A 23,186-nucleotide genomic window follows, 5' to 3' on the forward strand; every position below is an offset into this window, starting at 1 on the left:
GGGCCGTCAGTGCCGCGCTTCGCCGATCAGCGCGACCGAATCGAACGCGCGCTGGTTCGCCTGATGGCGCCGCATGACGAGCCACATCATCACGCAGACGAAGGTGCCGAACAGCACGATGACGACCGTGATCGGCACGTCGAGCCAGACGAGCACCGCATAGAGGCACAGCATCACGAGCACGGACAGGTTTTCGTTGAAGTTCTGCACCGCGATCGAGTGGCCGGCCGACAGCAGCACGTGGCCGCGATGCTGCAGCAGCGCGTTCATCGGCACGACAAAGAAGCCCGACAGCGCGCCGACCACCATCAGGAACACATACGCGAAGATCAGATAGCCGCCGATATGCATGCGGCCGACATAGATGCCCCAGTGCGGCGGAAACAGATGCCGCGTGTAGAACGCCATCAGCATCACCGCGATGCCCATGATGATGCCGACCGGCAGCACCGACAGCGATTTCTTTAGCGGCACGCGCGCGGCGGCGATCATCGCGCCCGCCGCGACGCCGACCGCGACCACGGCCTGCAGGATCGCGCCCTCCGACAGCGACATGCCGAGCGACACCTCCGCCCATTTCAGCACGATGAACTGCAGCGTCGCGCCCGCGCCCCAGAAGAGCGTGGTGACCGCGAGCGAGATCTGACCGAGCTTGTCGTGCCAGAGGATGTTGAAACAGTCGGCGAAGTCGGTGATGAGCTTGAGCGGCCCGCGTTCCTGTTTCGGATAGCGCGCGCCGGTGTCGGGGATGCGCAGATTGAAGAGCGCCGCGATCACGTAGATGATGATGATGATCAGCATCGCCGCTTCGGCGGGCGTATGGATCGCGGCCGGCGTGTGTTTGATGATGTGCGAGGCGATATGCGGGCTGATCAGCGCGCCGCCGAGCACGGTGCCGAGGATGATCGAGCCGACTGTCGTGCCCTCTATCCAGCCGTTCGCGGCGACGAGGCGATCAGGCGGCAGCAGCTCGGTGAGTATCCCGTACTTGGCCGGCGAATAGGCCGCCGCGCCGAAGCCGACGATGCCGTATGCAATGAGCGGATGGGCCCCGACCAGCATCGTGACGCAGCCGACCACCTTGATCGTGTTCGTCACGAACATCACGCGACCCTTGGGCCGCGAGTCGGCGAACGCACCGACGAAGGCGGCCAGCACGACGTACGACAGCACAAAGAACAGCTTGAGCAGCGGCGTCATCCAATTGGGGGCATGAAGGTCTTTCAGCAGTGCGATAGCAGCGATCAGCAGCGCATTGTCGGCCAGCGACGAGAAGAACTGCGCGGCCATGATCGTGTAAAAACCTTTTTTCATCTGATGCGATGCTGTCCTCGCGACGGTCAGGCGGGCAAGACCGTGGATATGACGTTCGGGCTTATTCCGTTCGAAATGGGTTGTGCGCACGGCTTTATATCATGAAAATAGCTGAATACTGACTAGCAAAATCCTTGATCGTCCAGTCGCAGCGGGCTTCGTGGCGCTGAAAACGCGCTGTAAGCTGCTGATTCGAAAGTGTCTTTACGTAAAATTCCCATGCCGCGCCCGCTCCTTGCCACGATCCATACCGCCGCTCTCGCCAACAATCTCGCTGTCGTGCGCCGCTACGCGCCGAAGTCCAAGATCTGGGCAATCGTCAAGGCGAATGCGTATGGCCACGGGCTTGCGCGAGCGTTCCCCGGATTGCGCGCAACGGACGGCTTTGGGTTGCTGGACCTCGAAGAAGCGGTGAAGTTGCGCGAATTGGGCTGGGCGGGCCCGATTTTGTTGCTCGAAGGCTTTTTTCGTCCGACCGATATCGACCTGATCGACCGCTACAGCCTCACCACGGCGCTCCATTCGGACGAGCAGTTGCGCATGCTCGAAATGGCGCGGCTGTCCAAGCCGGTCAATATCCAGCTCAAGATGAACAGCGGCATGAATCGCCTCGGCTACACGCCGGAGCGGTTCCGCGCGGCCTGGGAGCGCGCGCGCGCGTGCCCCGGCGTCGGCCAGATCACGCTGATGACCCATTTTTCGGACGCCGACAGCGCGCGTGGCATCGAGCATCAGATGGACGCGTTCGAGCGCGGCGCGAAAGGCATTGCCGGTGCGCGCAGCCTCGCGAATTCGGCGGCGACGCTGTGGCATCCGAAGTCGCATTTCGACTGGGTGCGGCCCGGCATCATGCTGTACGGCGCAGCGCCGTCCGGCGTGCATACCGACATCCGCAGCACCGGGCTTCAGCCGGCCATGACGCTCGCTTCGGAACTGATCGCCGTGCAGACGCTGCCCGAAGGCGAGACCATCGGCTACGGCTCGATCTTCAAGGCCCGCGCGGGCATGCGCATCGGCGTAGTGGCATGCGGCTACGCAGACGGTTACCCGCGCAATGCACCCGAAGGCACGCCTGTGATTGTCGACGGCATTCGCACGCGCATCGTCGGACGCGTGTCGATGGACATGATCACCGTCGATCTGACGCCGTGTCCGCAAGCCGGCGTCGGCTCGCGCGTCGAACTCTGGGGCAACGCGCTGCCGATCGACGACGTCGCGCAGGCATGCGGCACGATCGGCTACGAGCTGATGTGCGCCGTGGCGATGCGCGTGCCGGTCCGCGCCGAATAGGCCCCGGCAAAAGAAGCCGCCGTGAACGCGGTGCAGGCGATGAGAAAGGCGGCGGCCTGCCGCTTTTCCTAACCTATGACAATACGAATCCGGCAAGGTCTGCGTGGCTAAACAGAAAACGTTGTACACCTGCACCGAATGCGGCGCGACGTCGCCGAAGTGGCAAGGGCAGTGCCCGTCCTGCCATGCGTGGAACACGCTGGTCGAGACCGTGGCCGAATCGGCCTCCGCGCACCGCTTCCAGTCGCTCGCGAAGAGCGCGCCGGTGCAGCGCCTCGCCGACATCCAGGCATCCGACGTACCGCGTTTTTCGACCGGCGTCGGCGAATTCGACCGCGTGCTCGGCGGCGGGCTCGTCGCGGGCGGCGTCGTGCTGATCGGCGGCGACCCGGGCATCGGCAAATCGACGCTGCTGCTGCAGTCGCTCGCGCAGATCGCCAGCGAGCGGCGCGCGCTCTATGTGAGCGGCGAGGAATCGGCCGCGCAGATTGCGTTGCGCGCACAACGTTTGTCGCTGCTCGAACCGGGCTCGAACGCGAACGAACTGAAGCTGCTCGCCGAGATTCAACTCGAAAAAATTCAGGCGACGATTGCCGAAGAGCGGCCTGACGTGGCAGTGATCGATTCGATCCAGACCGTCTATTCGGAAGCGCTGACGTCGGCGCCCGGCTCGGTCGCGCAGGTGCGCGAATGCGCGGCGCAACTGACGCGCGTCGCGAAGCAGTCGGGCACGGCAATCATCATGGTCGGGCACGTCACGAAAGAGGGCAATCTCGCCGGCCCGCGCGTGCTCGAACATATCGTCGATACGGTGCTGTACTTCGAAGGCGATACGCATTCGTCGTTTCGACTCGTGCGCGCGTTCAAGAACCGCTTCGGCGCCGTCAATGAGCTCGGCGTGTTTGCGATGACCGAGCGCGGTTTGCGCGGCGTCGCGAATCCGTCCGCGCTTTTTCTGTCGCAGCACGAACAGATCGTGCCGGGCTCGTGCGTGCTCGTCACGCAGGAAGGCACGCGGCCTTTGCTCGTCGAAGTGCAGGCTCTCGTCGATACCGCGAACGTGCCGAATCCGCGGCGGCTCGCGGTCGGCCTCGAGCAGAACCGGCTCGCGATGCTGCTCGCGGTGCTGCACCGGCACGCCGGCATCGCATGCTTCGATCAGGACGTCTTTCTGAATGCGGTCGGCGGCGTGAAGATCACCGAGCCCGCCGCGGACCTCGCGGTGCTGCTCGCGATTCACTCGTCGATGCGCAACAAGCCGCTGCCGAAGGGGCTTATCGTGTTCGGCGAGGTGGGGCTCGCGGGCGAGATCCGGCCGTCGCCGCGCGGCCAGGAGCGGCTGAAGGAAGCCGCCAAGCTCGGCTTTTCGGTCGCGCTGATTCCGAAGGCCAATGCGCCGAAACAGGCGATCGACGGGCTGCAGGTGATCGCGGTCGAGCGTATCGAACAGGCGATCGACCGCGTGCGCACGCTTGAGTGACGAAGCCACGTGATGCACGCTACGTAGGTTAAGCACGCTACGCACGCCGATGGTGCGCGACGTAATCCGCTGTAAATATCATGCCGGCGGCTGTAACCCAGAATCCACACGATTTCCCTATTCTTTGGCGCATAGGCAATCCGTCATAAACGGAAAAAGGATGCGTCTTGAAACAGACTCGTGAACCCGAAGCGGATCGGCTCGCGAACCTGCGCGGTTGCCGCGTATCGCCGCCAATTCCCCAGCCGTGGGGCGGCAGTTGCCGGATCGTCGAATGGATCGACACGGGCGGACAGATTTCTCGCCGCGTGGTTGCCGAAGACATCACGCCCGACGAAGTACGGGCCACGATTCGCCGCCACGTCCAGGGGCGCAAACACGTGCTCGTCGACGACGAGCGGCCGCCGAGGCAGACTTTGCCGAGGCGATGAGTGACGTAGGAATAAGGTAGAAGAGCGGCTGGTTTTCGTTGTGGGTTAGGTTGGCCGCATCGTGTTCTGCGCCGCTTGTCGCGCGCCGGCCTATGCTGCCGGTTTCAGGCGCGGCCGGCATAGGCGCGGCCGGCATAGGCGCGGCCGGCTTAGGTGCGGCCGGCATAGGCGCAACTGGCTCAGACGCAGTCCAATTCAGCTTTCATATCCTTTCACCGCGTTCGCGCCGCCCCATGCTTGCGCAATGGCGCCGTCGCCCGGGTTATCCGCGTGGTCCGGTGCGGCAGGCGCGTACAGTTCAGGCGCAAACAGCGGATGCTGTGCCGCCTCCGCCGGCGTCAACACCGGCGCCACGCAGCAGTTCAGCGGTTCGAGCAACTCGATCCATTCGGCGAGCGTGCGTGTCGCGATCAAGGCCATCAGTTCCTGCGTCAACGCCACGGCATCGGGACCGCCGAGCGCCTGACCGAGGCTCCAGTGGCGCTTCGCCCAATCGGGCCGGTTGAGCGCGGTGCACAGCGTTTCCCAGAATTTGAGTTCGAGCGCCGCGATGGCGAGCCAGCGGCCGTCGCGCGTGCGGTAGAGGTTGTAGCAGGGCGCGCCGCCATTCAGGAGCCCTGTACCGGGCGTGGGCGCCGTGCCGTCGTTGACGAGCCCGACGTGCGCGACGACGTTGTGCGCGTGCGTGGCATGCGTCATCGAGACATCGACGAAGCGGCCTTCGCCGCCGCGCGCCACGTGCCAGAGCGCGGCGAGAATCTGCGTGATCGCGCTCAACGCGCCGCCGAGCATATCGCCGATCTGGAAGTTCGGCACGATCGGCGTGCCGTCGCGCGAGGCGAGCTGATCGAGCACACCCGAGTAAGCGATAAAGTTGAGATCGTGTCCGGCGATGGTCGAGTAGACCCCGGTCGAACCGTAACCGGTAATCGAGCAATACACGAGCTTCGGATTCAGCTCGCGCAACGCTTCGTAGCCGAGCCCGAGGCGCTCCATCACGCCGGGCCGGAAACTCTCGACGATCACGTCGGCTTCGCGCGCAAGCGCGCGCAGCACCGTGTTGCCCGCTTCCGTTTTCAGGTCGAGCCGCGTGACGCGCTTGCCGCGGTTGACGATCTGGTAGAGCACGCTCGGCCGCCCTTCGAGCCGGTCCGTCTCGCTTTGCAACATCACGCGCGATGCATCGCCGTCGCCTGGCGCTTCGATCTTCAGCACGTCGGCGCCCATTTCCGCAAGCCGCAGCGTTGCGACGGGGCCCGGCAAAATGCGCGTGAGGTCGATCACGCGCAAGCCTTTTAGTGCATCAGCAGAAGACAAGGTTATCCTCCGGTCGTTGATGGTGCCCGCGCGTGACACGCGCGCAGTTGCGATTCCCGCCGTTGCCGATCCAACCGTTGCCCGACGGTTGCCACTCCGTTGCAAACACTTGCCGAACGGTCAACCAATCTGCTCCAGTTCCTCGTGCGCTTCGAGCCACTGCGCTTCGAGCGTTTCGAGCCGCGCGGCGACGTCGGCTTGCCGGCGCAAAGCCTCGGTCAGCTTCGTCTTCAGTTCGGCGTTGTAGCTGGCCGGGTCCGCGACGAATGCATCGAGCGTGGTCTTCTCGGCGTTCAGCGCGTCCATTTCCTTCTCGATCTTCGTAATGCGCGTTTGCAGCGGCTTTTTCAGATGCGCAAGCTTCTGGCGCGTCTCGGCTTCCTGACGGCGCTGTTCCTTGCGGTTCAACGGGGTGTCGCCGCTGTTGCCGGCATTGTTGCCGTCGCTTCCGTTCGCGATGCCCGCACCGTTGCTTTGCGCATTGTTCGCCTCGGCCTTGAGCGCCGCGCGCTGTTCGGCCGCGTGCTGCAGCAGCCAGTCGCGATAGTCGTCGAGGTCGCCGTCGAACGGCTGCAGCCGGTGTTTCGCGACGAGCATGAACTGATCCGTCGTCGCGCGCAACAGATGCCGGTCGTGCGAGACGAGGATCAATGTGCCTTCGAACTGCGCGAGCGCCATCGTCAGCGCGTGGCGCGTTTCGAGGTCGAGGTGGTTGGTCGGCTCGTCGAGCAGCAACAGGTTGGGCTTTTGCCAGATGATCAGCGCCAGCGCGAGGCGCGCCTTCTCGCCGCCCGAAAAGGGCGCGATGCGTGCGGTAGCCATCTCGCCCGAGAAGTTGAAGCCGCCGAGGAAGTCGCGCAATTCCTGTTCGCGCGTATCGGGCGCGAGGCGTGCGAGATGCTGCAGCGGCGAGTCGTCCGGACGCAGCGTTTCAAGCTGATGCTGCGCGAAGTAGCCGATACGCAGCCCCTTGCCCTCACGCATGTGGCCGCTCAACGCGTCGAGCGTGCCGGCGAGCGTCTTGATCAGCGTCGACTTGCCCTGGCCGTTCGCGCCGAGCAGGCCGATGCGCTGGCCGTTCTGGATGGAAAGCGTGACGGCATCGACGATCGGTATCGCGCCGCCATCGTCGGCACGATAGCCGCAACGCACGTCGTCCATTACCATCATCGGGTTCGGCGCGGCATCCGGCGCGCGGAATTCGAACGTGAACGGCGACGCGACGTGCGCCGGCGCGATCAGCTCCATCTTCTCGAGCGCCTTCATCCGGCTTTGCGCCTGACGCGCCTTGGTGGCCTTCGCCTTGAAGCGGTCGATAAAGCTTTGCAGATGCGCGACGGTTTTCTGCTGCTTCTCGTACGCGCTCTGCTGCAACGCCAGTTGCTGGGCGCGCAGGATTTCGAACTGCGAATAGTTGCCGCCGTAGCGCTTGACCTGCCGGTTCTCGAGATGCAGCGTAACATTGCACACCGAATCGAGGAACTCGCGGTCGTGCGAGATCACGACGAGCGTGCCCGGATAGCGATGCAGCCAGTCTTCGAGCCAGACGATCGCGTCGAGGTCGAGGTGGTTGGTCGGTTCGTCGAGCAGCAGCAAATCAGAGCGGCACATCAGCGCTTGCGCGAGATTCAGGCGCATACGCCAGCCGCCCGAGAAGCTGCTGACGCTCGCACGCGTTTGCTCGAGCGTGAAGCCGAGACCGAGCAGCAAGGCTTCGGCGCGCGCGGGCGCGGTGTAACCGTCGGCATCGGCGAAGGCCGCGTGCGCTTCGGCTTCGGCGCTGCCGTCGTGCGCGGCCGAGGCGGCGGCGATGCGCGCTTCGATCGCGCGCAAGGCGGCGTCGCCGTCGAGCGTGTACTCGAGCGCGCTTTTATCGGCGGCCGGTGTTTCTTGCGCGACATGTGCGATCTGCCACGACGGCGGCAATGAAAAATCGCCGGCGTCCGCATGCAGCTCGCCGCGCAGGACGGAAAAGAGCGTGGACTTGCCCGCGCCGTTCGCGCCGACCAGCCCGGCTTTTTCGCCGGGGTTCAGCGTGAATGAGGTCTGTTCGAAAAGCGGCTTCGTGCCGCGCGCGAGACTGAACTGGTTGAAGCGGATCACAACAGGGCCGGGCTTGAGAAAAACGCTATTTTAGACTGTGCCGCGTGTTGCCTGGCATCGTCCGTTCGGCCGACTGGCGCGAAAGCTCCGCGTACGTAAACTGATGGCTTTCTTCGGGAGCGCATATGGCAAATACCACTCAAACACCGACCTCCATCTATTCGTTCTCGGCTCGCGCGTTAAACGGCGAGGAGCTCAGCTTCGAACGCTATCGCGGCCGGCCTTTGCTGATCGTCAATACCGCCAGCGAATGCGGCTTCACGCCGCAGTACAAAGGCTTGCAGGCGCTTTACCAGCAATACGCGGCGCGCGGCCTCGAAGTGCTCGGCTTTCCGTGCAACCAGTTCGGCAAGCAGGAGCCCGGCGACGCAGAGCAGATCGGCAGCTTCTGCGAAAAGAACTTCGGCGTGTCGTTCCAGCTGTTCGAGAAGATCGAGGTGAACGGCGCCAATACGCATCCGCTTTTCAAATATCTGAAGGCGGAGGCGCCAGGGCTGCTCGGCTTCGACCGGATCAAATGGAACTTCACGAAGTTTCTCGTCGACCGCGACGGCAAGGTGCTCAAGCGCTACGGGCCGCCCAAAAAACCGGACGAGATCGCCGAGGATATCGAGAAGGTGCTCTAGCGCACCCGGCGCGCTGAAGCGGCGTGGGCTATACCGGCTACAGGATCGGCGCGAAGAGCCGCGCCACGTGCATTGCCATGCGGCGCCATGCCGGCGACTTGCGGTATTCGCCGCGATCGATCTCGTACGATTCGGCGAAATCGCGCAGCAGCATCGCTTCGACCTCGGCGGCGAAGCCGCGGTCGATGGTCAGCACCATGATCTCGAAGTTCAGGCGAAATGACCGGTTGTCGAGATTCGCGCTGCCTACCGCGGCGGCTTCGTCGTCGATCAGCACGACCTTCTGGTGCAGAAAGCCCGGCCGGTAGCGGAACACGCGCACGCCGGCGCGGATCGAGTCGTGCGCATAGAGCCGCGACGCTTCGAACACGACGATATGATCGCGCCGGCTCGGAATCAGGATGCGCACGTCCACCCCGCGCAGCGCCGCGAGGCGCAACGCCGAGAACACGGCTTCGTCGGGCACGAGGTAGGGTGTCGTAATCCAGATCCGCTTGCGCGCGGCGCCGATTGCTTCGACGAAGAACAGCGAACAGGTTTCCTGCTTGTCGGCGGGGCCGGACGGCACGACGAGACAGTGCATGTCGCCCGCGTGGTCGGCCGGGGCCGGCGCGCGTGTCTGCGCGGTTGTGCCGCGCGCGAGGGCCGACACGGAAGCCATTGCCGGCCGCGCAGGCGAGGGCGGCAGCGTCTTGAGCGGCAGCAGCGTGTCCGATGCCGATTCCGGCGGCATGTCGGACAAAGGCTCGTCGGGCAGCGGCGTAGCGGATGCGGCCAGCGCCATGCGCACCGACGCCGCCACGGAAGCGTGCACCGAAGCGGTCACGGCATCCGGCACCGAGTTCGGCACCGAGGTCGGCGCCGAGTTCGCCGCGGCAGCCGCCGCAACGCGAACCGGCGCCGGCTGTGCCGCAGCCACCGGCATCGGCGGCGGCGCCTCGAGCGGCGGCAACTGCTGCGTGGCCCAGTACCAGTCTTCGGTGAACACGAACTGGATGCTGGCGACCGCGGGACCGCGCACTTCGATATGCGTATCGCGCCACGGCGACAGCGGCGGCTTCGCACCGAGATATTCGACGCCGATATTGTGGCCGCCGACGAACGCGCATTCGCCGTCGACCACGACGATCTTGCGGTGATTGCGGAAGTTCAGCTGGAAGCGGTTGACGAAACGCCGGTTCGTCGCGAACGGATGCATCTCGACGCCGCCCGCGCGCATCGCGGCGACATAGCGGTGCGGCAGATCGAAGCTGCCGATACTGTCGTACAGCACATACGCGCGTACGCCTTGCTCGACCTTCCTGATCAGCGTGTCCTTGATCAGTTCGCCGAGCGCATCGGCACGCACGATAAAGAACTGCACGATCACATAGCTGCGCGCGCCTTCGATCGCTTCGAGAATCGCCGAGAACGTCGCCTCGCCGTTGACGAGCGTGCGCACTGCATTGCCGGGCAGAAACGGCATGCCCGAGAGCCGCGTGAGCGAGCGTACGAGATGTTCGCCGAGCGCTTGAGCGGGCCGCTCGTGCGATGACGGCTGGGTTTCCCATTCGGGCGGATGCGCGCGCGTGCGCAGCAGTTCGTTGCCGAAGCGTCGCGCGTCGACATAGCCGGCGAATTTGCTGCGGCCGAGAAACAGATAGGGAATAAGCGTCAGATACGGCATCGCGACGAGCGATACCGCCCATGCGATCGCGCCTTGCGATGTGCGCGTATGCAGGACCGCATGGCACGCGGCAATTACGCCGAGCAGATGGCAGATGAATATCAGCGTGCCGATGTGAAGCAGATCGAGTTGCATAAGCGTACGAAGGATCGTTCGACGCGCGGTTCGCGCATTCAGATGCGATCGGAATAGAGGCCTCAAGCGGGCTTCATGCTTGGCGGCTTCGGGCTTGATGCTGCCACTATCTTACCGAACCGCAAGCCGGCCACGGGCGGTTGGCCCGATCTTGCGTGTGGACAAGCGTATTGTCCATACGTATCGAGCGACGATCTCGCCGCAATGGTGGGCTCGCCAGGCGGTTCCTGATGCCGCTCAACGCTCAACGCTCAACGGGAAAGGATCATCTGGAAGCGCCCTCAACCTTCCTCGACGGGCGGTCGGCGTGGCGGGTCTATGTGCCTTCAGCCCGGCAAGTCGCCTGCCTGCAGCAGAAAGACGTTATCGTCGCCGGCGCTGGTCGACAGCCAGACGAGGTCGAGCCCGCCGAACGCCGCTTCGACGTTCGCGCGCTCGTTGCCGATCTCGACGACCAGCACGCCGTCGTCGGTCAGCCAGTTGCGCGCCTCGCCGATGATGCGCCGCACAATGTCCATGCCATCCGCGCCACCCGCGAGCGCGAGTTCGGGCTCATGCCGGTATTCGGCGGGCAGCGTCTGCATCGACGCCGCGTTCACATAGGGCGGGTTGGCGAGGATGACCTCGTAGCGGCGCTCGGGCAGCGGCGCGAACAGGTCGCCTTCGAATACGGCAATGCGCTCGTCGAGTTCGTAGTCGGTCACGTTGATCGTCGCGACTTCGATCGCGCCCGGCGACAGATCGACCGCGTCGACATCCGCGTTCGGAAACGCATGCGCGGCGAGAATCGCGAGACAGCCGGAGCCGGTGCAGAGTTCGAGCACGGCCGACACGGCTTCCGGGTCTTCGACGTACGGCTGCAGCCCGTCTTGCAGCAGTTCGCCGATAAACGAGCGCGGCACGATCACGCGTTCGTCGACATGAAAGCGATAGCCGTGCATCCACGCTTCCTGCGTGATGTACGCGGCGGGCACGCGCTCGGCCGCGCGCCGCTCGATCACCTTCAGGACCGCGTCGACTTCGTCGGCGGTCAGGCGCGCATCGAGAAACGGATCGAGCAGATCGAGCGGCAGATGCAGCGTGTGCAGAACGAGATACGCGGCCTCGTCATAGGCGTTGGCCGAGCCGTGTCCGAACGAGAGCTGCGCCTGGTTGAAGCGCGACACCGCATGGCGCAAGAGGTCACGCACCGTCGAAAACGGATGCGCAGCGGGATGAGACGCGAGAGAAGAAGCCGGGTAGGACGGGGTGGTCATCGCAACGGGTTCCTCGTTCAGGCGATCAGTTGTTCCAGCACGCGCCGGTACACGTTCTTGAGCGGCTCGATGGAGGCCAGCTCGATATGTTCGTCGATCTTGTGGATGCTGGCGTTCAACGGGCCGAACTCGACCACCTGCTCGCAGATCCGCGCGATGAAACGGCCGTCGGACGTGCCGCCCGTCGTCGACAGTTCGGGCGTGACGCCGGTTTCGGCGCGAATCGCGGCGCTCAGTGCATCGGAGAGCGCGCCGCGCGGCGTGAGAAACGGCAGCCCGCTCACGGTCCATTTCAGTTCGTAGTCGAGGCCGTGCTTATCCAGAATGGCATGTACGCGGCTCTGCAGACCTTCGACCGTGCTCGCCGTCGAGAAGCGGAAGTTGAACATCAGCTCCGCGTGGCCCGGAATCACGTTGGTTGCGCCCGTGCCGCTGTGCAGGTTGGACACCTGCCAGGTGGTGGGCGGGAAATATTCGTTGCCGTCGTCCCAGCGCTCTGCGACGAGTTCGGCGAGCGCCGGCGTCAGCAGATGGACCGGGTTCTTCGCCAGATGCGGATAGGCGATATGCCCCTGCACGCCCTTGACGATCAGCTTGCCCGACATCGAACCGCGGCGGCCGTTCTTCACCATGTCGCCGAAGCGCGCGCTCGAGGTCGGCTCGCCGACCACGCAATAGTCGAGCCGCACGCCGCGCGCGGCAAGCGCTTCAACCACTTTGACGGTGCCGTCGGTGGCCACGCCTTCTTCATCGCTCGTAATCAGAAAGCCGATCGAGCCGCGATGCTGCGTATGCGCGGCCACGAACTCTTCGCTCGCGACCACGAAGCCGGCCAGCGATGCTTTCATATCGGCGGCGCCGCGGCCATACAGCTTGCCGTCGCGATGCGTCGGCTCGAACGGCGGCGACGACCACTGTTCGAGCGGGCCGGTCGGCACGACGTCGGTGTGGCCCGCGAAGACGAGCAGCTTGCCATCGGCGCCGGCCGTGCCATGCCGGACCGCCCAGAGATTCGTCACGCCATTCGATTCGAGCGTTTCGCAGACGAAGCCGAGCGCCGCGAGGCGCTCGACGATCAGACGCTGGCAATGCTGATCGTCGGGGGTGACGGAGGCGCGCGCGATCAGCGCTTCGGTAAGGGCAAGGGTGCCGGACATGGGTTCAGAACTGCTCTTCAAAACAGCGGATGAAAAAATGCCGGCCCACGTAACTGGCGGGGCCGGCAACGGCTCATAAAACGTACTGCGGCAAACGGACTTCCGCACACATGCTGCGGCAAGGCTTACGCGAACAGCGCTTCGTATTGATCGGCGGCAAAGCCGAGCGCCTTCACGCGCCCGTTGACCACGACCACCGGCCGCTTGATCACCGAAGGTTTGTGGATCATCAGCGCGATCGCACCGGCTTCGCTATCGGCCTCTGCCTTCATGTCGTCGGACAGGCCGCGCCACGTCGTGCCGCGCCGGTTCACGAGCGACTCGAACGACACGTCCTTCATCCAGTCGCGCACGAGCGGCTCGGACACGCCGGCCTTCTTGAAATCGTGAAACTCGAACTCGACGCCGTGTTCCTCGAGCCACACGCGCGCTTTTTTCACGGTGTCGCAGTTCGGAATGCCGTACACGACGATAGTCTTCGCCGCTGACCGCGTTGCCATCAGTCGCCTCGCAGCAGTTCGTTCAAGCCGACCTTCGCGCGCGTTTTCGCATCGACCTTCTTGACGATGACCGCGCAATAGAGGCTATGCGTGCCGTCCTTCGACGGCAGGTTGCCCGCGACGACCACCGAGCCCGCCGGAATGCGGCCGTAGCTGACTTCGCCGGTTTCGCGGTCGTAAATCCTGGTGCTCTGGCCGAGATAGACGCCCATCGAGATGACCGAGTTTTCCTCGACGATCACGCCTTCCACCACTTCCGAGCGCGCACCGATAAAGCAGTTGTCTTCGATCACGACCGGATTCGCCTGCAGCGGCTCGAGCACGCCGCCGATACCGACGCCGCCCGACAGGTGCACGTTCTTGCCGATCTGCGCGCACGAGCCGACGGTGGCCCATGTATCGACCATCGTGCCTTCATCGACATACGCGCCGATATTGACGTACGACGGCATCAGCACGACGTTCTTCGCGATATACGAACCGCGGCGCGCGACGGCCGGCGGCACGACGCGAAAGCCGCCGGCGGCGAAGTCCGCAGCCGTGTAGTGGGCGAACTTGGTCGGCACCTTGTCGTAGAACTGGGAGAAACCGCCTGCCGGCATCGGCGCGTTGTCTTCGAGTCGGAACGACAGCAGCACCGCTTTCTTCAGCCATTGATTGACGACCCATGCGCCGTCTTTCTTCTCGGCGACCCGCATCTGCCCTTTGTCGAGCTGCTCGAGCGCATGCGCGACCGCGTCGCGCACTTCGGCGCGCGCGGCTTTCGGCGAAAGGTCTGCGCGGTTGTCCCACGCGGTGTCGATGATCTGCTGAAGTTGTTGCGACATAAGTGACGAGACCGGTTGAAAAGAATGGAGAGGTGGGTGAGATGCGCCGACTTCAATGCTTGAGCCCGCGGCAAAAATCGACGATCCGCTGCGCGCCCTCGGCGCACTCGTCGACGTCGGCGACCAGCGCGATGCGGATGAAGTCGCGGCCGGGGTTCGTGCCGTGTGCGGTGCGCGCGAGATAGGAGCCGGGCAGAACCGTCACATTATAGTCGGCGTACAGTCGGCGGGCGAATTCGGTATCCGACAGGCCGGTGCGCGCGACGTGGGTCCACAGGTAGAACGCGGCGTCGGGCAGCCGCACGTCGAGCACGCTCGCGATCATCGGCGTGACAGTCGCGAACTTCCGTGCGTACTTCGCGCGGTTCTCGCGCACATGCGCCTCGTCGTTCCACGCGGCGATGCTGGCGGTCTGATAAACGGTGGACAGCGCCGCGCCGTGATACGTGCGGTACAACAGGAACTGCTTCAGAATCGCCGCGTCGCCGGCGACGAAGCCCGAGCGCATGCCCGGCACGTTCGAGCGCTTCGACAGGCTCGACAGCACGACGAGCCGCTCGTAGCCGCGGTTGAGCCGGTGCGCGGCTTCGAGGCAGCCGAGCGGCGGCTTCGCTTCGTCGAAGTAGATTTCGGAATAGCACTCGTCGGAGGCGATCACGAAACCGTAGCGGTCCGACAGCGCGAACAGCTCGCGCCAGTCGTCGAGCGTGAGCACGGCGCCGGTCGGGTTGCCCGGCGAGCAGACGTAGAGCAGTTGCGTGCGGGCCCAGACGTCGGCCGGCACCGCTGCATAGTCGCAGGCGAAGTTGCGTGCCGGATCGCTGTTCACGAAGTACGGCTGTGCGCCCGCGAGCAGCGCGGCGCCTTCGTAGATTTGGTAGAACGGGTTCGGACAGAGTACGATCGCAGGCTCGCCGGCCGCGGCTTGGGCGCCGGGTTGCGTGCCGTCGCGGCGCGGGTCGATCACCGTTTGCGCGAGCGCGAAGAGCGCCTCGCGCGAGCCCGCCACCGGCAGCACCTCGGTGGCCGGATCGAGCGGCGGCAGGTGGTAGCGCGCCGACGCCCAGCTCGCGATCGCTTCGCGCAGCGGCTGCGAGCCAATGGTGGCCGGATACGAAGCGAGGCCATCAAGCGATGCGATCACCGCGTCGCGCACGAGGGCCGGCGTCGGGTGCTTCGGCTCGCCGATGCCGAAGCTGATCGGCTTGATGCCTGCGGGCGGCGTGACGTCCTTGAACAGCAGACGCAGCTTTTCGAACGGATAGGGTTGCAGCGAGTCGAGTAGCGGATTCACTTGACGGACCGGGTCGGAACGAAAACGGGCGATGATGGGCGGCCGCCGGTGTGACAGCGTGAGGCGCGATGGGCGTCACGCGGGTGGCGGATAAGCAGGCAATTATAGCTTGGCGGCGCGCGCCGTAATCGGCCGAAGCGCCGCTACGGCATGGGCTGAGTGCGATGAATACAGCCGGATGAGCGGCCAGATGAGCAAGAAAATGAGCAACAAACCGAACAGTCCGACGAGGCCCCATGAGCGACACAGCGCATCCCGATGAACGACACCGTGCACACGCAGCCTGACGCAGCGCGCGGCAGCGGCTTTTCCGCCGGCCCGACGCTCGCGATTCTGATCGGCGCGTCGGTATGGGGCGTCGTCTGGTATCCATTGCGCACGCTTGCTGCGCTTGGCATCAGCGGCACCGTGGCGGCGGCGTTGACGAGCGGCGCCGGCTGCCTGTTCGTGCTGCTGCTCAAGCGTCGTTCGATCGCGACGGTCCGCTGGCATTGGCTGTTGCCCGCGCTTGCCCTGGCCGCGGGCGTGACGAATCTCGGCTTCGTCTGGGGCGCGATCCACGGCCAGGTGATGCGTGTGCTGCTGCTCTTCTATCTGACGCCCGCGTGGACCGCGCTCTTTGCGCACTTTCTGCTGCACGAGCGGCTCCGCTGGTCGGGCGCGGCGCTCGCCGCGTTATCGCTGGCGGGCGCGATGCTGATGCTGTGGTCGCCGCGGCTCGGCCTGCCGATGCCCGGCAGCCTCGCCGAATGGGCAGGACTAGCCGGCGGCATGGGCTTCGCGATGAGCAATGTGCTGACGCTGAAGATGGTGCGCGAATTGCCGCGCATGAAGGCCGAAATGCGTACGGCGACGATCTTCGGCGGCGCGGCGCTCTTCTGCGCATGCGCATCGATTTTCGAAGCCATGCCCGCGCCGCCCGCCGGCGTGCATCTGGCCACGGCGGCCTTGCTCGTCGTCGCGCTCGGCGTCGTGTTGGGCACAAACAACATGCTTGTGCAATATGGGCTTGCACGCGTGCCAGCGAACCGCGCATCGATCATCATGCTCTTCGAGATCGTCGTTACCGCGCTGTCCGCGTGGCTTCTCGCCGGTGAAGCGCCGGGGCCGCGCGAATGGGCGGGCGGCGCCTGCATCGTGCTCGCTTCGGCGTTGTCGAGCCGGGTGCACCGAAGCCGGACGGCGTCGCAGGCGTCCGATGCGCCCCAAAGCGGGGACGACGGCGATCCGGACGGCCGGAATCGCTCACGTGCGATGGTATGATTGCCGCTGCTTTAGCGGCCGCTCGCGCGGTGCATCAATGGGGTAGAGCCATCGGTGCAACGCGGCGTGTACGCGGGTCCGCTTCCCTTTTCTCTTTTCAATCAGCGATATCGCCGTGCGTCTGACCTCGATCAAACTCGCTGGCTTCAAGTCATTCGTCGATCCCACGCATTTCCAGGTTCCGGGCCAACTGGTCGGCGTGGTTGGTCCGAACGGGTGCGGCAAATCCAACATCATCGACGCCGTGCGCTGGGTGCTCGGCGAGTCGCGCGCCTCCGAATTGCGCGGCGAATCGATGCAGGACGTGATCTTCAACGGCTCCACGGCGCGCAAGCCCGGCAGCCGCGCAAGCGTCGAACTGGTATTCGATAACGCCGATGGGCGCGCAGCCGGCCAGTGGGGCCAGTATGCGGAAATCGCCGTCAAGCGCGTGCTGACGCGCGACGGCACGTCGAGCTACTACATCAATAACCTGCCGGCGCGCCGCCGCGACATCCAGGACATCTTCCTCGGCACGGGTCTTGGGCCGCGCGCGTACGCGATCATCGGGCAGGGCATGATCGCGCGCATCATCGAGGCGAAGCCTGAAGAGCTGCGCGTGTTTCTCGAAGAAGCCGCGGGCGTGTCGAAGTACAAGGAACGCCGCCGCGAAACCGAAAACCGTCTGCACGATACGCGCGAGAACCTGACGCGTGTCGAAGACATCGTGCGCGAGTTGAGCGCGAATCTCGAGAAGCTCGAAGGCCAGGCCGTCGTCGCGACGAAGTTCAACGAGCTGCAGGCCGAAGGCGAAGAGAAGCAGCGCTTGCTGTGGCTGCTGCGCAAGAACGAAGCGGGCAACGAGCGCGAGCGCCAGCAGCGCGCGATCGAGCAGGCGCAGATCGACCTCGAAGCGCATACGGCGAAGCTGCGCGAAGTCGAAGCGCAACTCGAAACGCTGCGCGTCGCGCATTACTCGGCAAGCGACGCGATGCAGGGCGCCCAGGGCGCGCTCTATGAAGCGAATGCGGAGGTGAGCCGCCTCGAAGCCGAGATCAAGTTCATCGTCGAATCGCGCAATCGCGTGCAGGCGCAGATTGCGGCGCTCACCGCGCAGCGCGAGCAATGGCAATCGCAAGCGGAGAAAGCGCGCGGCGACCTCGTCGATGCCGAAGAGGAACTCGCGGCCGGCGACGAAAAGGCCGCGATCGCCGAAGAAACGGCCGCGGCAAAGCACGACGCGCTGCCCGCGCTCGAAGCGCGCTGGCGCGATGCGCAAACGCAGCTGAACGACGAGCGCGCGGGCATTGCGCAAACCGAGCAGGCACTGAAGCTCGAAGCCGCGCATCAGCGCAACGCGGACCAGCAGCTGCAGCAGTTGCAGCAGCGCCATGAGCGCCTGAAGACCGAAGCGGGCGGCCTCGATGCGCCCGACGAAGCGCAGCTCGAAGAACTGCGCATGCAGCTTGCCGAGCACGAAGCGGTGCTGTCCGACGCGCAGGCGCGTCTGACGGACGCGCAGGAAACGCTGCCCCGCCTCGACGGCGAGCGGCGCGAAGCGCAGGACCGCGTGCAGGCCGAAAGCGCGCAGATCCATCAGCTCGAAGCGCGTCTTGCCGCATTGAAGCAGTTGCAGGAGAACGTGCAGACCGAGGGCAAGATCCAGCCGTGGCTCGACCGGCACGAGCTTGGTGCGTTGCCGCGTCTGTGGAAGAAGCTGCATGTCGAAGCGGGTTGGGAAACGGCGCTCGAATCGTTGCTGCGCGAGCGTCTTGCCGCGCTCGAGGTGTCGAATCTCGATTGGGTCAAGGCCTTCGCCTCCGATGCGCCGCCGGCCAAGCTCGCGTTCTATTCGCCGCCGCTCGCGGGCCAGCCGGCTGCGGCGCAAGGCGCGCTGCGGCCGATGCTGTCGCTCGTGCGTATCGACGACGCGGGCTTGCGCGCGGTGCTCAACGACTGGCTCGGTAACGCATTCGTCGCCGACGATCTTGCTCAAGCGCTGCAGATGCGCTCGCAATTGCCCGAAGGCGGCGCGTTCGTCGTGAAGGCGGGACATGTGGTGACGCGCGTCGGCGTGCAGCTCTACGCGGCCGACTCCGAGCAGGCGGGCATGCTTGCGCGTCAGCAGGAAATCGAGAACCTGACGCGTCAGGTGCGCGCGCAGGCGTTGCTTGCCGACGAAGCGAAGGCCGCCGCGATTCGCGCCGAGGCTGCGCATACCCAGGCCTCGCAAACGTTGAACGACGCGCGCCAGCAGGCCGAGCGCGCCACCCAGCGCGTGCACGCGCTGCAGATGGACGTGCTGAAGCTCGCGCAGGCGCACGAGCGCTACACGCAGCGCAGCACGCAGATTCGCGAGGAACTCGAAGAGATCACCGCGCAGATCGACGAGCAGCGCGCGCTGCGCACCGAATCGGAAGCGAACTTCGAACGTCACGACGGGGAACTTGCGGAACTGCAGGCGCGTTTCGAAGACCATCAGCTCGCGTTCGAGTCGCTCGACGAGGAATTGACGAATGCGCGTGCCGAGACGCGCGACCTCGACCGCGCGGCGACCGACGCGCGCTTCGCGGCGCGCAATATCGCAAGCCGCATCGAAGAGTTGAAGCGCAGCATTCAGGTCGCGCACGAGCAGAGCGAACGCGTCGACGGCTCGCTCGAGGACGCGCGCGCCGAGCTCGAAACGATCAACGAGCAGACCGCGCATACGGGTCTGCAGGACGCGCTTGCGATACGCGCGGTGAAGGAAGAGGCGTTGCACGCGGCGCGTCTCGAGCTCGACGATCTGACCGCGAAGCTGCGCGCGGCCGACGAAACACGGTTGACGGCCGAGCGCGCGCTGCAGCCGCTGCGCGACCGGATCACCGAACTGCAGTTGAAGGAGCAGGCCGCGCGCCTGAATGCCGAGCAGTTCATCGAGCAACTGGCCGCGGCCGGCGTCGACGAAGCGCAACTGCAGGCGAAGCTTACGCCGGACCTGAAGCCGTCGTACCTGCAGGGCGAAGTGACGCGCATCAACAATGCGATCACCGCGCTCGGGCCGGTCAACATGGCCGCGCTCGACGAACTGAAGGCCGCGAGCGAGCGCAAGGCTTTCCTCGATGCGCAGTCGGCGGACCTGACGAACGCGATCGAGACGCTCGAAGACGCGATCCGCAAGATCGACCAGGAAACCCGCACGCTGCTGCAGGGCACCTTCGACGAGGTCAACCATCATTTCGGCGAGCTGTTCCCGCGCCTTTTCGGCGGTGGCCAGGCAAAGCTCATCATGACCGGCGACGAAATTCTCGATGCCGGTGTGCAGGTGATGGCGCAGCCGCCGGGCAAGAAGAATTCGACGATTCACCTGCTGTCGGGCGGCGAGAAGGCGCTGACGGCAACGGCGCTCGTGTTTGCGATGTTCCAGCTGAACCCGGCGCCGTTCTGTCTGCTCGACGAGGTCGACGCGCCGCTCGACGACGCGAACACCGAGCGGTTTGCGAACCTCGTGCGGGCGATGTCGGATAAAACGCAGTTCCTCTTCATTTCACACAACAAGATTGCGATGGAAATGGCGCAGCAGTTGATCGGCGTGACGATGCAGGAGCAGGGTGTGTCGCGTATCGTCGCGGTCGACATGGAAACTGCTGCCGGTTTTGCCCAGAATATCGTTTGAACCCGCGACGCGCGTGCCGGACAATCCCGGCGACGAATCGAGGCCGCGAGTGCTGTTGCAAGCGTGGCCTCGACGCGGGTTCAGACGAAGCCGGACGGCGAAAAGCGCGTCGCATAGAGAAGAATTGCTGATGGAGCGTGCATGGACGAGTTGACACTCGGGTTAATCGGCGCGGGCGCCGTGGTGGTGGGGGGCGTGGTCGTGTACAACGCGTGGCAGAGCGCGAAGGTGCGGCGACGGATGCCAAGACCGATGCCGAGCGACGCTGCCGATCCGCTCTCGCGTGACGATCACGAAGAGCAGAGCCCGTTTATTGCGCCGGCACGGCCGACGGCGCGCCGCGAGGGCGCGCCGGGCGAGCCCGCGGACGCGCCGCAGCGCGTCGAGCCGACTTTCGGCGCGGCCGCGCCGCTCGATACGCCGGCCGATATCCAGGCCGAAATGACGTCGCCCAACGGATTCCCCGAGACCGACGGCGAGACCGCGGAACCGCGCGCACAAGGGTCGGGGCAGGGCGGCCAGCCTGGTGTTGCCGGCGGTTCGGGCGAGCCCGTCGAGCCGGTCATGCCCGCGGCGACCACCATTTCCGCCGCGCCGCCCGCCGTCGTGGACCGGCGCATCGATTGCATCGTGCCGATTCGTCTTGGTGCGCCGGTGGCCGGCGACAAGGTGTTGCCGCTTGCGCAGCGTCTGCGCCGCGCGGGCAGCAAGCCCGTGCATATCGAAGGCAAGCCTGAAGGCGGCGGCGCGTGGGAGCTGCTGCAAAACGGCGTGCGTTACGACGAGTTGCGCGCGGCGGCGCAGCTCGCGAACCGCAACGGACCGTTGAACGAACTCGAGTTCTCCGAGTTCGTGAGCGGCGTGCAGCAGTTCGCCGATGCGCTCGACGGCGCGCCCGAATTTCCCGACATGATGGAAACCGTGTCGATGGCGCGCGAGCTCGACGGCTTTGCCGCGCAATGCGACGCGCAACTGTCGATCAACGTGCTGTCCGACGGCGCGCCGTGGTCCGCCAACTACGTGCAGGCGGTCGCCTCGCAGGACGGCCTGCTGCTGTCGCGCGACGGCACGCGCTTTGTGAAGCTCGATGCGAAGCAGAGCCCGGTCTTCATGCTGCAATTCGGCGACACCAACTTCCTGCGCGACGACCTCACGTACAAGGGCGGCCAGATGATCACGCTCGTGCTCGACGTGCCGGTTGCCGACGAAGACATCCTGCCGTTCCGCCTGATGTGCGATTACGCGAAGTCGTTGTCCGAGCGTATCGGCGGGCGCGTGGTGGACGATCAGCGGCGGCCGTTGCCGGAGACTGCGCTGCTCGCGATCGAAAAGCAGCTCATGACGCTGTACGCGAAGCTCGAGCAGGCGGGCATCCCCGCCGGCTCGCCGGTAACGCGCAGGTTGTTCAGCCAGTAAGCGCCGTGCGGGTACGGGTCGGCCTGCTGCCCCTTCGGCTGACCCTTGCCGCACGGATGAAGGCCGCCGGCGGCGTGCGATGCTTCGTCATTCGATCTCCTTCGGCCACTCGCCGCCACTGATCCACGCCTTGATCGCCGCGACCACGGCATGGTCCTTTCGATAGAACCCGTGGTGCGACAGCGCCTCGCACGGATTGTTTTTCACGTCGCCACCGTACACGGCGATCGACGGGTACCCGCCGCTTTCCGCAAAACGCTTTGCGGCGGCGGACGACCAGAGAAAACACGCGTCGTCGACGATCGATGCGCCGCCAGACGCACCTGCCGGCAGCGCGACCTGCACGATCTGTTCGACGGCGCGTGCCGCGTTCGCGAGCAAAAGCAAAAGCATGACCGCGGCCCACACGGCTATGCGGCGAATCACACGGCTCGTGACGGCCGCGGGCAAGCGCACCGTTTCCACACGTCCAACAGCGCTCATCGATTTTCCTCGCGATGCATCTTCAGGGTTGCCAAGGTCGCATTGACGCGATGCACTGTCAACGGTCGAACGCAAGCGTTAGCCGAATGGCCAGGGAAAATCGAAGCTTCGGCATGCGATGCACGCGTTGCACGCATTCGCGTGTTTGTATGCGCACGGAACTGGCCGTTCGGTCTATGTCACGCGCGACGCTTCCTGAGATAATCTGGCGTCTGAACCTTATCTGCGAAAACGCTGACAGCATGGCTCGAACCAGGTCCTCCAGCTCCGCCGGCTCCGCCGCGTCGAACGCTCCGTCCGAGCGCGCGTTGTGGCTGCGCGAACAGCTCGAACGCGCGAACTACGCGTACTACGTGCTCGACCAGCCGGAGCTGCCGGACGCGGAGTACGACAAGCTCTTCAAGGCGCTCGAGCAGATCGAGCGCGAGCACCCGGACCTGATCACGCCCGATTCGCCGACGCAACGTGTCGGCGGTGAAGTCGCAAGCGGCTTCGAACCCGTCGTGCACGATATGCCGATGCTGTCGCTGAACAACGGCTTTGCCGACGAAGATATCGCCGCGTTCGACAAGCGTGTGTCCGACGCGCTCGGCCATACGCCGATCGACTATGCGTGCGAGCTCAAGTTCGATGGGCTCGCGATCTCGCTGCGTTACGAGGACGGCAGGTTCGTGCAGGCGGCGACGCGCGGCGACGGCGCGACCGGCGAGAACGTCACCGAAAACGTGCGCACGATCCGCTCGATCCCGCTCAAGCTCAAGGGCCGCCATGTGCCGAAGGTGCTCGATGTGCGCGGCGAAGTGCTGATGTTCAAGCGCGATTTCGAGCGTCTGAACGAACGTCAGCGCGAGGCGGGCCATCGCGAGTTCGCCAATCCGCGCAATGCGGCGGCAGGCAGCCTGCGGCAGCTCGATCCGAAAATGACGGCGCAGCGGCCGCTGTCGTTTTTCGCGTATGGCATCGGCGTGCTCGACGGCATGCCGATGCCCGACAC

General features: G+C 65.1%; 18 protein-coding genes and 1 pseudogene. 8 read left to right on the forward strand and 11 right to left on the reverse strand.

The genetic code is table 11. The annotated features are described in order from the left end of the window. Nucleotides 1-6: 6 nt before the first annotated feature. Nucleotides 7-1,314, reverse strand: coding sequence for a lysophospholipid transporter LplT (gene lplT, locus ACYPXD_RS14355; protein ID WP_459712300.1), 1,308 nt, complete (start codon nt 1,312-1,314; stop codon nt 7-9). Between the two features lie 219 nt (nt 1,315-1,533). Here lplT and alr point away from each other — a divergent pair, with 219 nt between their 5' ends. The 3 genes from alr to ACYPXD_RS14370 all read left to right on the forward strand — a co-directional run bounded on the left by alr (nt 1,534) and on the right by ACYPXD_RS14370 (nt 4,515). Next, entirely contained in the window at nt 1,534-2,604 is a 1,071-nt protein-coding gene (alr, locus tag ACYPXD_RS14360; protein ID WP_459712302.1) for an alanine racemase, read from the forward strand. 103 nt (nt 2,605-2,707) lie between these two features. After that, on the forward strand, nt 2,708-4,084 hold the full coding sequence (gene radA / locus ACYPXD_RS14365; RefSeq protein ID WP_459712305.1) for a DNA repair protein RadA: 1,377 nt from the start codon (nt 2,708-2,710) through the stop codon (nt 4,082-4,084). Between the two features lie 167 nt (nt 4,085-4,251). Then, a complete protein-coding gene (locus ACYPXD_RS14370) occupies nt 4,252-4,515 on the forward strand; it encodes a DUF2866 domain-containing protein (protein ID WP_459712307.1) in 264 nt (87 codons plus the stop codon). Between the two features lie 195 nt (nt 4,516-4,710). Here the strand turns inward: ACYPXD_RS14370 and ACYPXD_RS14375 are convergent, their stop codons facing one another. After that, nucleotides 4,711-5,832: a CaiB/BaiF CoA transferase family protein gene (locus ACYPXD_RS14375; protein WP_459712309.1), complete on the reverse strand. Its 1,122-nt coding sequence runs from the start codon at nt 5,830-5,832 to the stop codon at nt 4,711-4,713. A 120-nt stretch (nt 5,833-5,952) separates the two neighbouring features. Continuing rightward, nucleotides 5,953-7,935 (reverse strand): ATP-binding cassette domain-containing protein, encoded by a 1,983-nt coding sequence (locus ACYPXD_RS14380; RefSeq protein WP_459712311.1) that lies wholly within the window; start codon nt 7,933-7,935, stop codon nt 5,953-5,955. A gap of 125 nt (nt 7,936-8,060) precedes the next feature. On the opposite strand from ACYPXD_RS14380, the gene ACYPXD_RS14385 reads away from it, so the two are divergent. Further along, entirely contained in the window at nt 8,061-8,561 is a 501-nt protein-coding gene (locus tag ACYPXD_RS14385) for a glutathione peroxidase (protein WP_459712314.1), read from the forward strand. A gap of 37 nt (nt 8,562-8,598) precedes the next feature. On the opposite strand, the gene ACYPXD_RS14390 is transcribed toward ACYPXD_RS14385, so the two are convergent. The 7 genes and pseudogenes from ACYPXD_RS14390 to dapC form a co-directional block, all read right to left on the reverse strand. Beyond that, nucleotides 8,599-10,026 carry a cardiolipin synthase gene (locus ACYPXD_RS14390; RefSeq protein WP_459713318.1) on the reverse strand — a complete coding sequence of 476 codons (1,428 nt, stop codon included), beginning with the start codon at nt 10,024-10,026 and terminating at the stop codon, nt 8,599-8,601. 171 nt (nt 10,027-10,197) lie between these two features. After that, nucleotides 10,198-10,362 (reverse strand): annotated as a pseudogene (locus tag ACYPXD_RS14395) (cardiolipin synthase); the annotation flags it as partial. 326 nt (nt 10,363-10,688) lie between these two features. Continuing rightward, nucleotides 10,689-11,618 carry a 50S ribosomal protein L3 N(5)-glutamine methyltransferase gene (gene prmB / locus ACYPXD_RS14400; RefSeq protein ID WP_459712316.1) on the reverse strand — a complete coding sequence of 310 codons (930 nt, stop codon included), beginning with the start codon at nt 11,616-11,618 and terminating at the stop codon, nt 10,689-10,691. 17 nt (nt 11,619-11,635) lie between these two features. Next, nucleotides 11,636-12,775: a succinyl-diaminopimelate desuccinylase gene (dapE, locus tag ACYPXD_RS14405; protein ID WP_459712318.1), complete on the reverse strand. Its 1,140-nt coding sequence runs from the start codon at nt 12,773-12,775 to the stop codon at nt 11,636-11,638. A 125-nt stretch (nt 12,776-12,900) separates the two neighbouring features. Further along, entirely contained in the window at nt 12,901-13,275 is a 375-nt protein-coding gene (locus ACYPXD_RS14410; protein ID WP_459712320.1) for an ArsC family reductase, read from the reverse strand. Continuing rightward, nucleotides 13,275-14,102, reverse strand: a complete 828-nt coding sequence (dapD, locus tag ACYPXD_RS14415) for a 2,3,4,5-tetrahydropyridine-2,6-dicarboxylate N-succinyltransferase (RefSeq protein WP_459712322.1) — start codon at nt 14,100-14,102, stop codon at nt 13,275-13,277. The genes ACYPXD_RS14410 and dapD overlap by 1 nt, the downstream gene beginning before the upstream one ends. 52 nt (nt 14,103-14,154) lie before the next feature. Next, a complete protein-coding gene (gene dapC / locus ACYPXD_RS14420) occupies nt 14,155-15,396 on the reverse strand; it encodes a succinyldiaminopimelate transaminase (protein WP_459712324.1) in 1,242 nt (413 codons plus the stop codon). A gap of 258 nt (nt 15,397-15,654) precedes the next feature. Between dapC and ACYPXD_RS14425 the strand changes: the two genes are divergently transcribed. From ACYPXD_RS14425 to ACYPXD_RS14435, 3 genes are all read left to right on the forward strand, one after another. Next, complete coding sequence (locus ACYPXD_RS14425) at nt 15,655-16,659, forward strand: DMT family transporter (RefSeq protein ID WP_459712326.1); 1,005 nt, start codon at nt 15,655-15,657, stop codon at nt 16,657-16,659. A 115-nt stretch (nt 16,660-16,774) separates the two neighbouring features. Further along, on the forward strand, nt 16,775-20,293 hold the full coding sequence (smc, locus tag ACYPXD_RS14430) for a chromosome segregation protein SMC (protein ID WP_459712329.1): 3,519 nt from the start codon (nt 16,775-16,777) through the stop codon (nt 20,291-20,293). Between the two features lie 141 nt (nt 20,294-20,434). Continuing rightward, nucleotides 20,435-21,709: a cell division protein ZipA C-terminal FtsZ-binding domain-containing protein gene (locus tag ACYPXD_RS14435; protein WP_459712331.1), complete on the forward strand. Its 1,275-nt coding sequence runs from the start codon at nt 20,435-20,437 to the stop codon at nt 21,707-21,709. Between the two features lie 87 nt (nt 21,710-21,796). On the opposite strand, the gene ACYPXD_RS14440 is transcribed toward ACYPXD_RS14435, so the two are convergent. Further along, the gene (locus ACYPXD_RS14440; protein WP_459712333.1) at nt 21,797-22,192 is read right to left on the reverse strand and encodes a hypothetical protein; all 396 of its coding nucleotides are present in this window, start codon (nt 22,190-22,192) and stop codon (nt 21,797-21,799) included. Between the two features lie 242 nt (nt 22,193-22,434). Between ACYPXD_RS14440 and ACYPXD_RS14445 the strand changes: the two genes are divergently transcribed. Then, nucleotides 22,435-23,186: DNA ligase LigA-related protein (locus tag ACYPXD_RS14445; protein ID WP_459712335.1), on the forward strand; the 752-nt coding region annotated here is incomplete at its 3' end.

Source organism: Paraburkholderia sp. 2C (genome assembly GCF_054589215.1).

Coding starts and splice junctions, on each gene's coding strand:
- lplT (WP_459712300.1), bottom strand. CDS start 1,314: ATGAAAAAAGGTTTTTACACGATCATGGCCGCGCAGTTCTTCTCGTCG.
- ACYPXD_RS14435 (WP_459712331.1), top strand. CDS start 20,435: ATGGACGAGTTGACACTCGGGTTAATCGGCGCGGGCGCCGTGGTGGTG.
- dapE (WP_459712318.1), bottom strand. CDS start 12,775: ATGTCCGGCACCCTTGCCCTTACCGAAGCGCTGATCGCGCGCGCCTCC.
- ACYPXD_RS14410 (WP_459712320.1), bottom strand. CDS start 13,275: ATGGCAACGCGGTCAGCGGCGAAGACTATCGTCGTGTACGGCATTCCG.
- dapD (WP_459712322.1), bottom strand. CDS start 14,102: ATGTCGCAACAACTTCAGCAGATCATCGACACCGCGTGGGACAACCGC.
- ACYPXD_RS14440 (WP_459712333.1), bottom strand. CDS start 22,192: ATGAGCGCTGTTGGACGTGTGGAAACGGTGCGCTTGCCCGCGGCCGTC.
- ACYPXD_RS14385 (WP_459712314.1), top strand. CDS start 8,061: ATGGCAAATACCACTCAAACACCGACCTCCATCTATTCGTTCTCGGCT.
- ACYPXD_RS14425 (WP_459712326.1), top strand. CDS start 15,655: ATGAACGACACCGTGCACACGCAGCCTGACGCAGCGCGCGGCAGCGGC.
- alr (WP_459712302.1), top strand. CDS start 1,534: ATGCCGCGCCCGCTCCTTGCCACGATCCATACCGCCGCTCTCGCCAAC.
- prmB (WP_459712316.1), bottom strand. CDS start 11,618: ATGACCACCCCGTCCTACCCGGCTTCTTCTCTCGCGTCTCATCCCGCT.
- ACYPXD_RS14390 (WP_459713318.1), bottom strand. CDS start 10,026: ATGCCGTTTCTGCCCGGCAATGCAGTGCGCACGCTCGTCAACGGCGAG.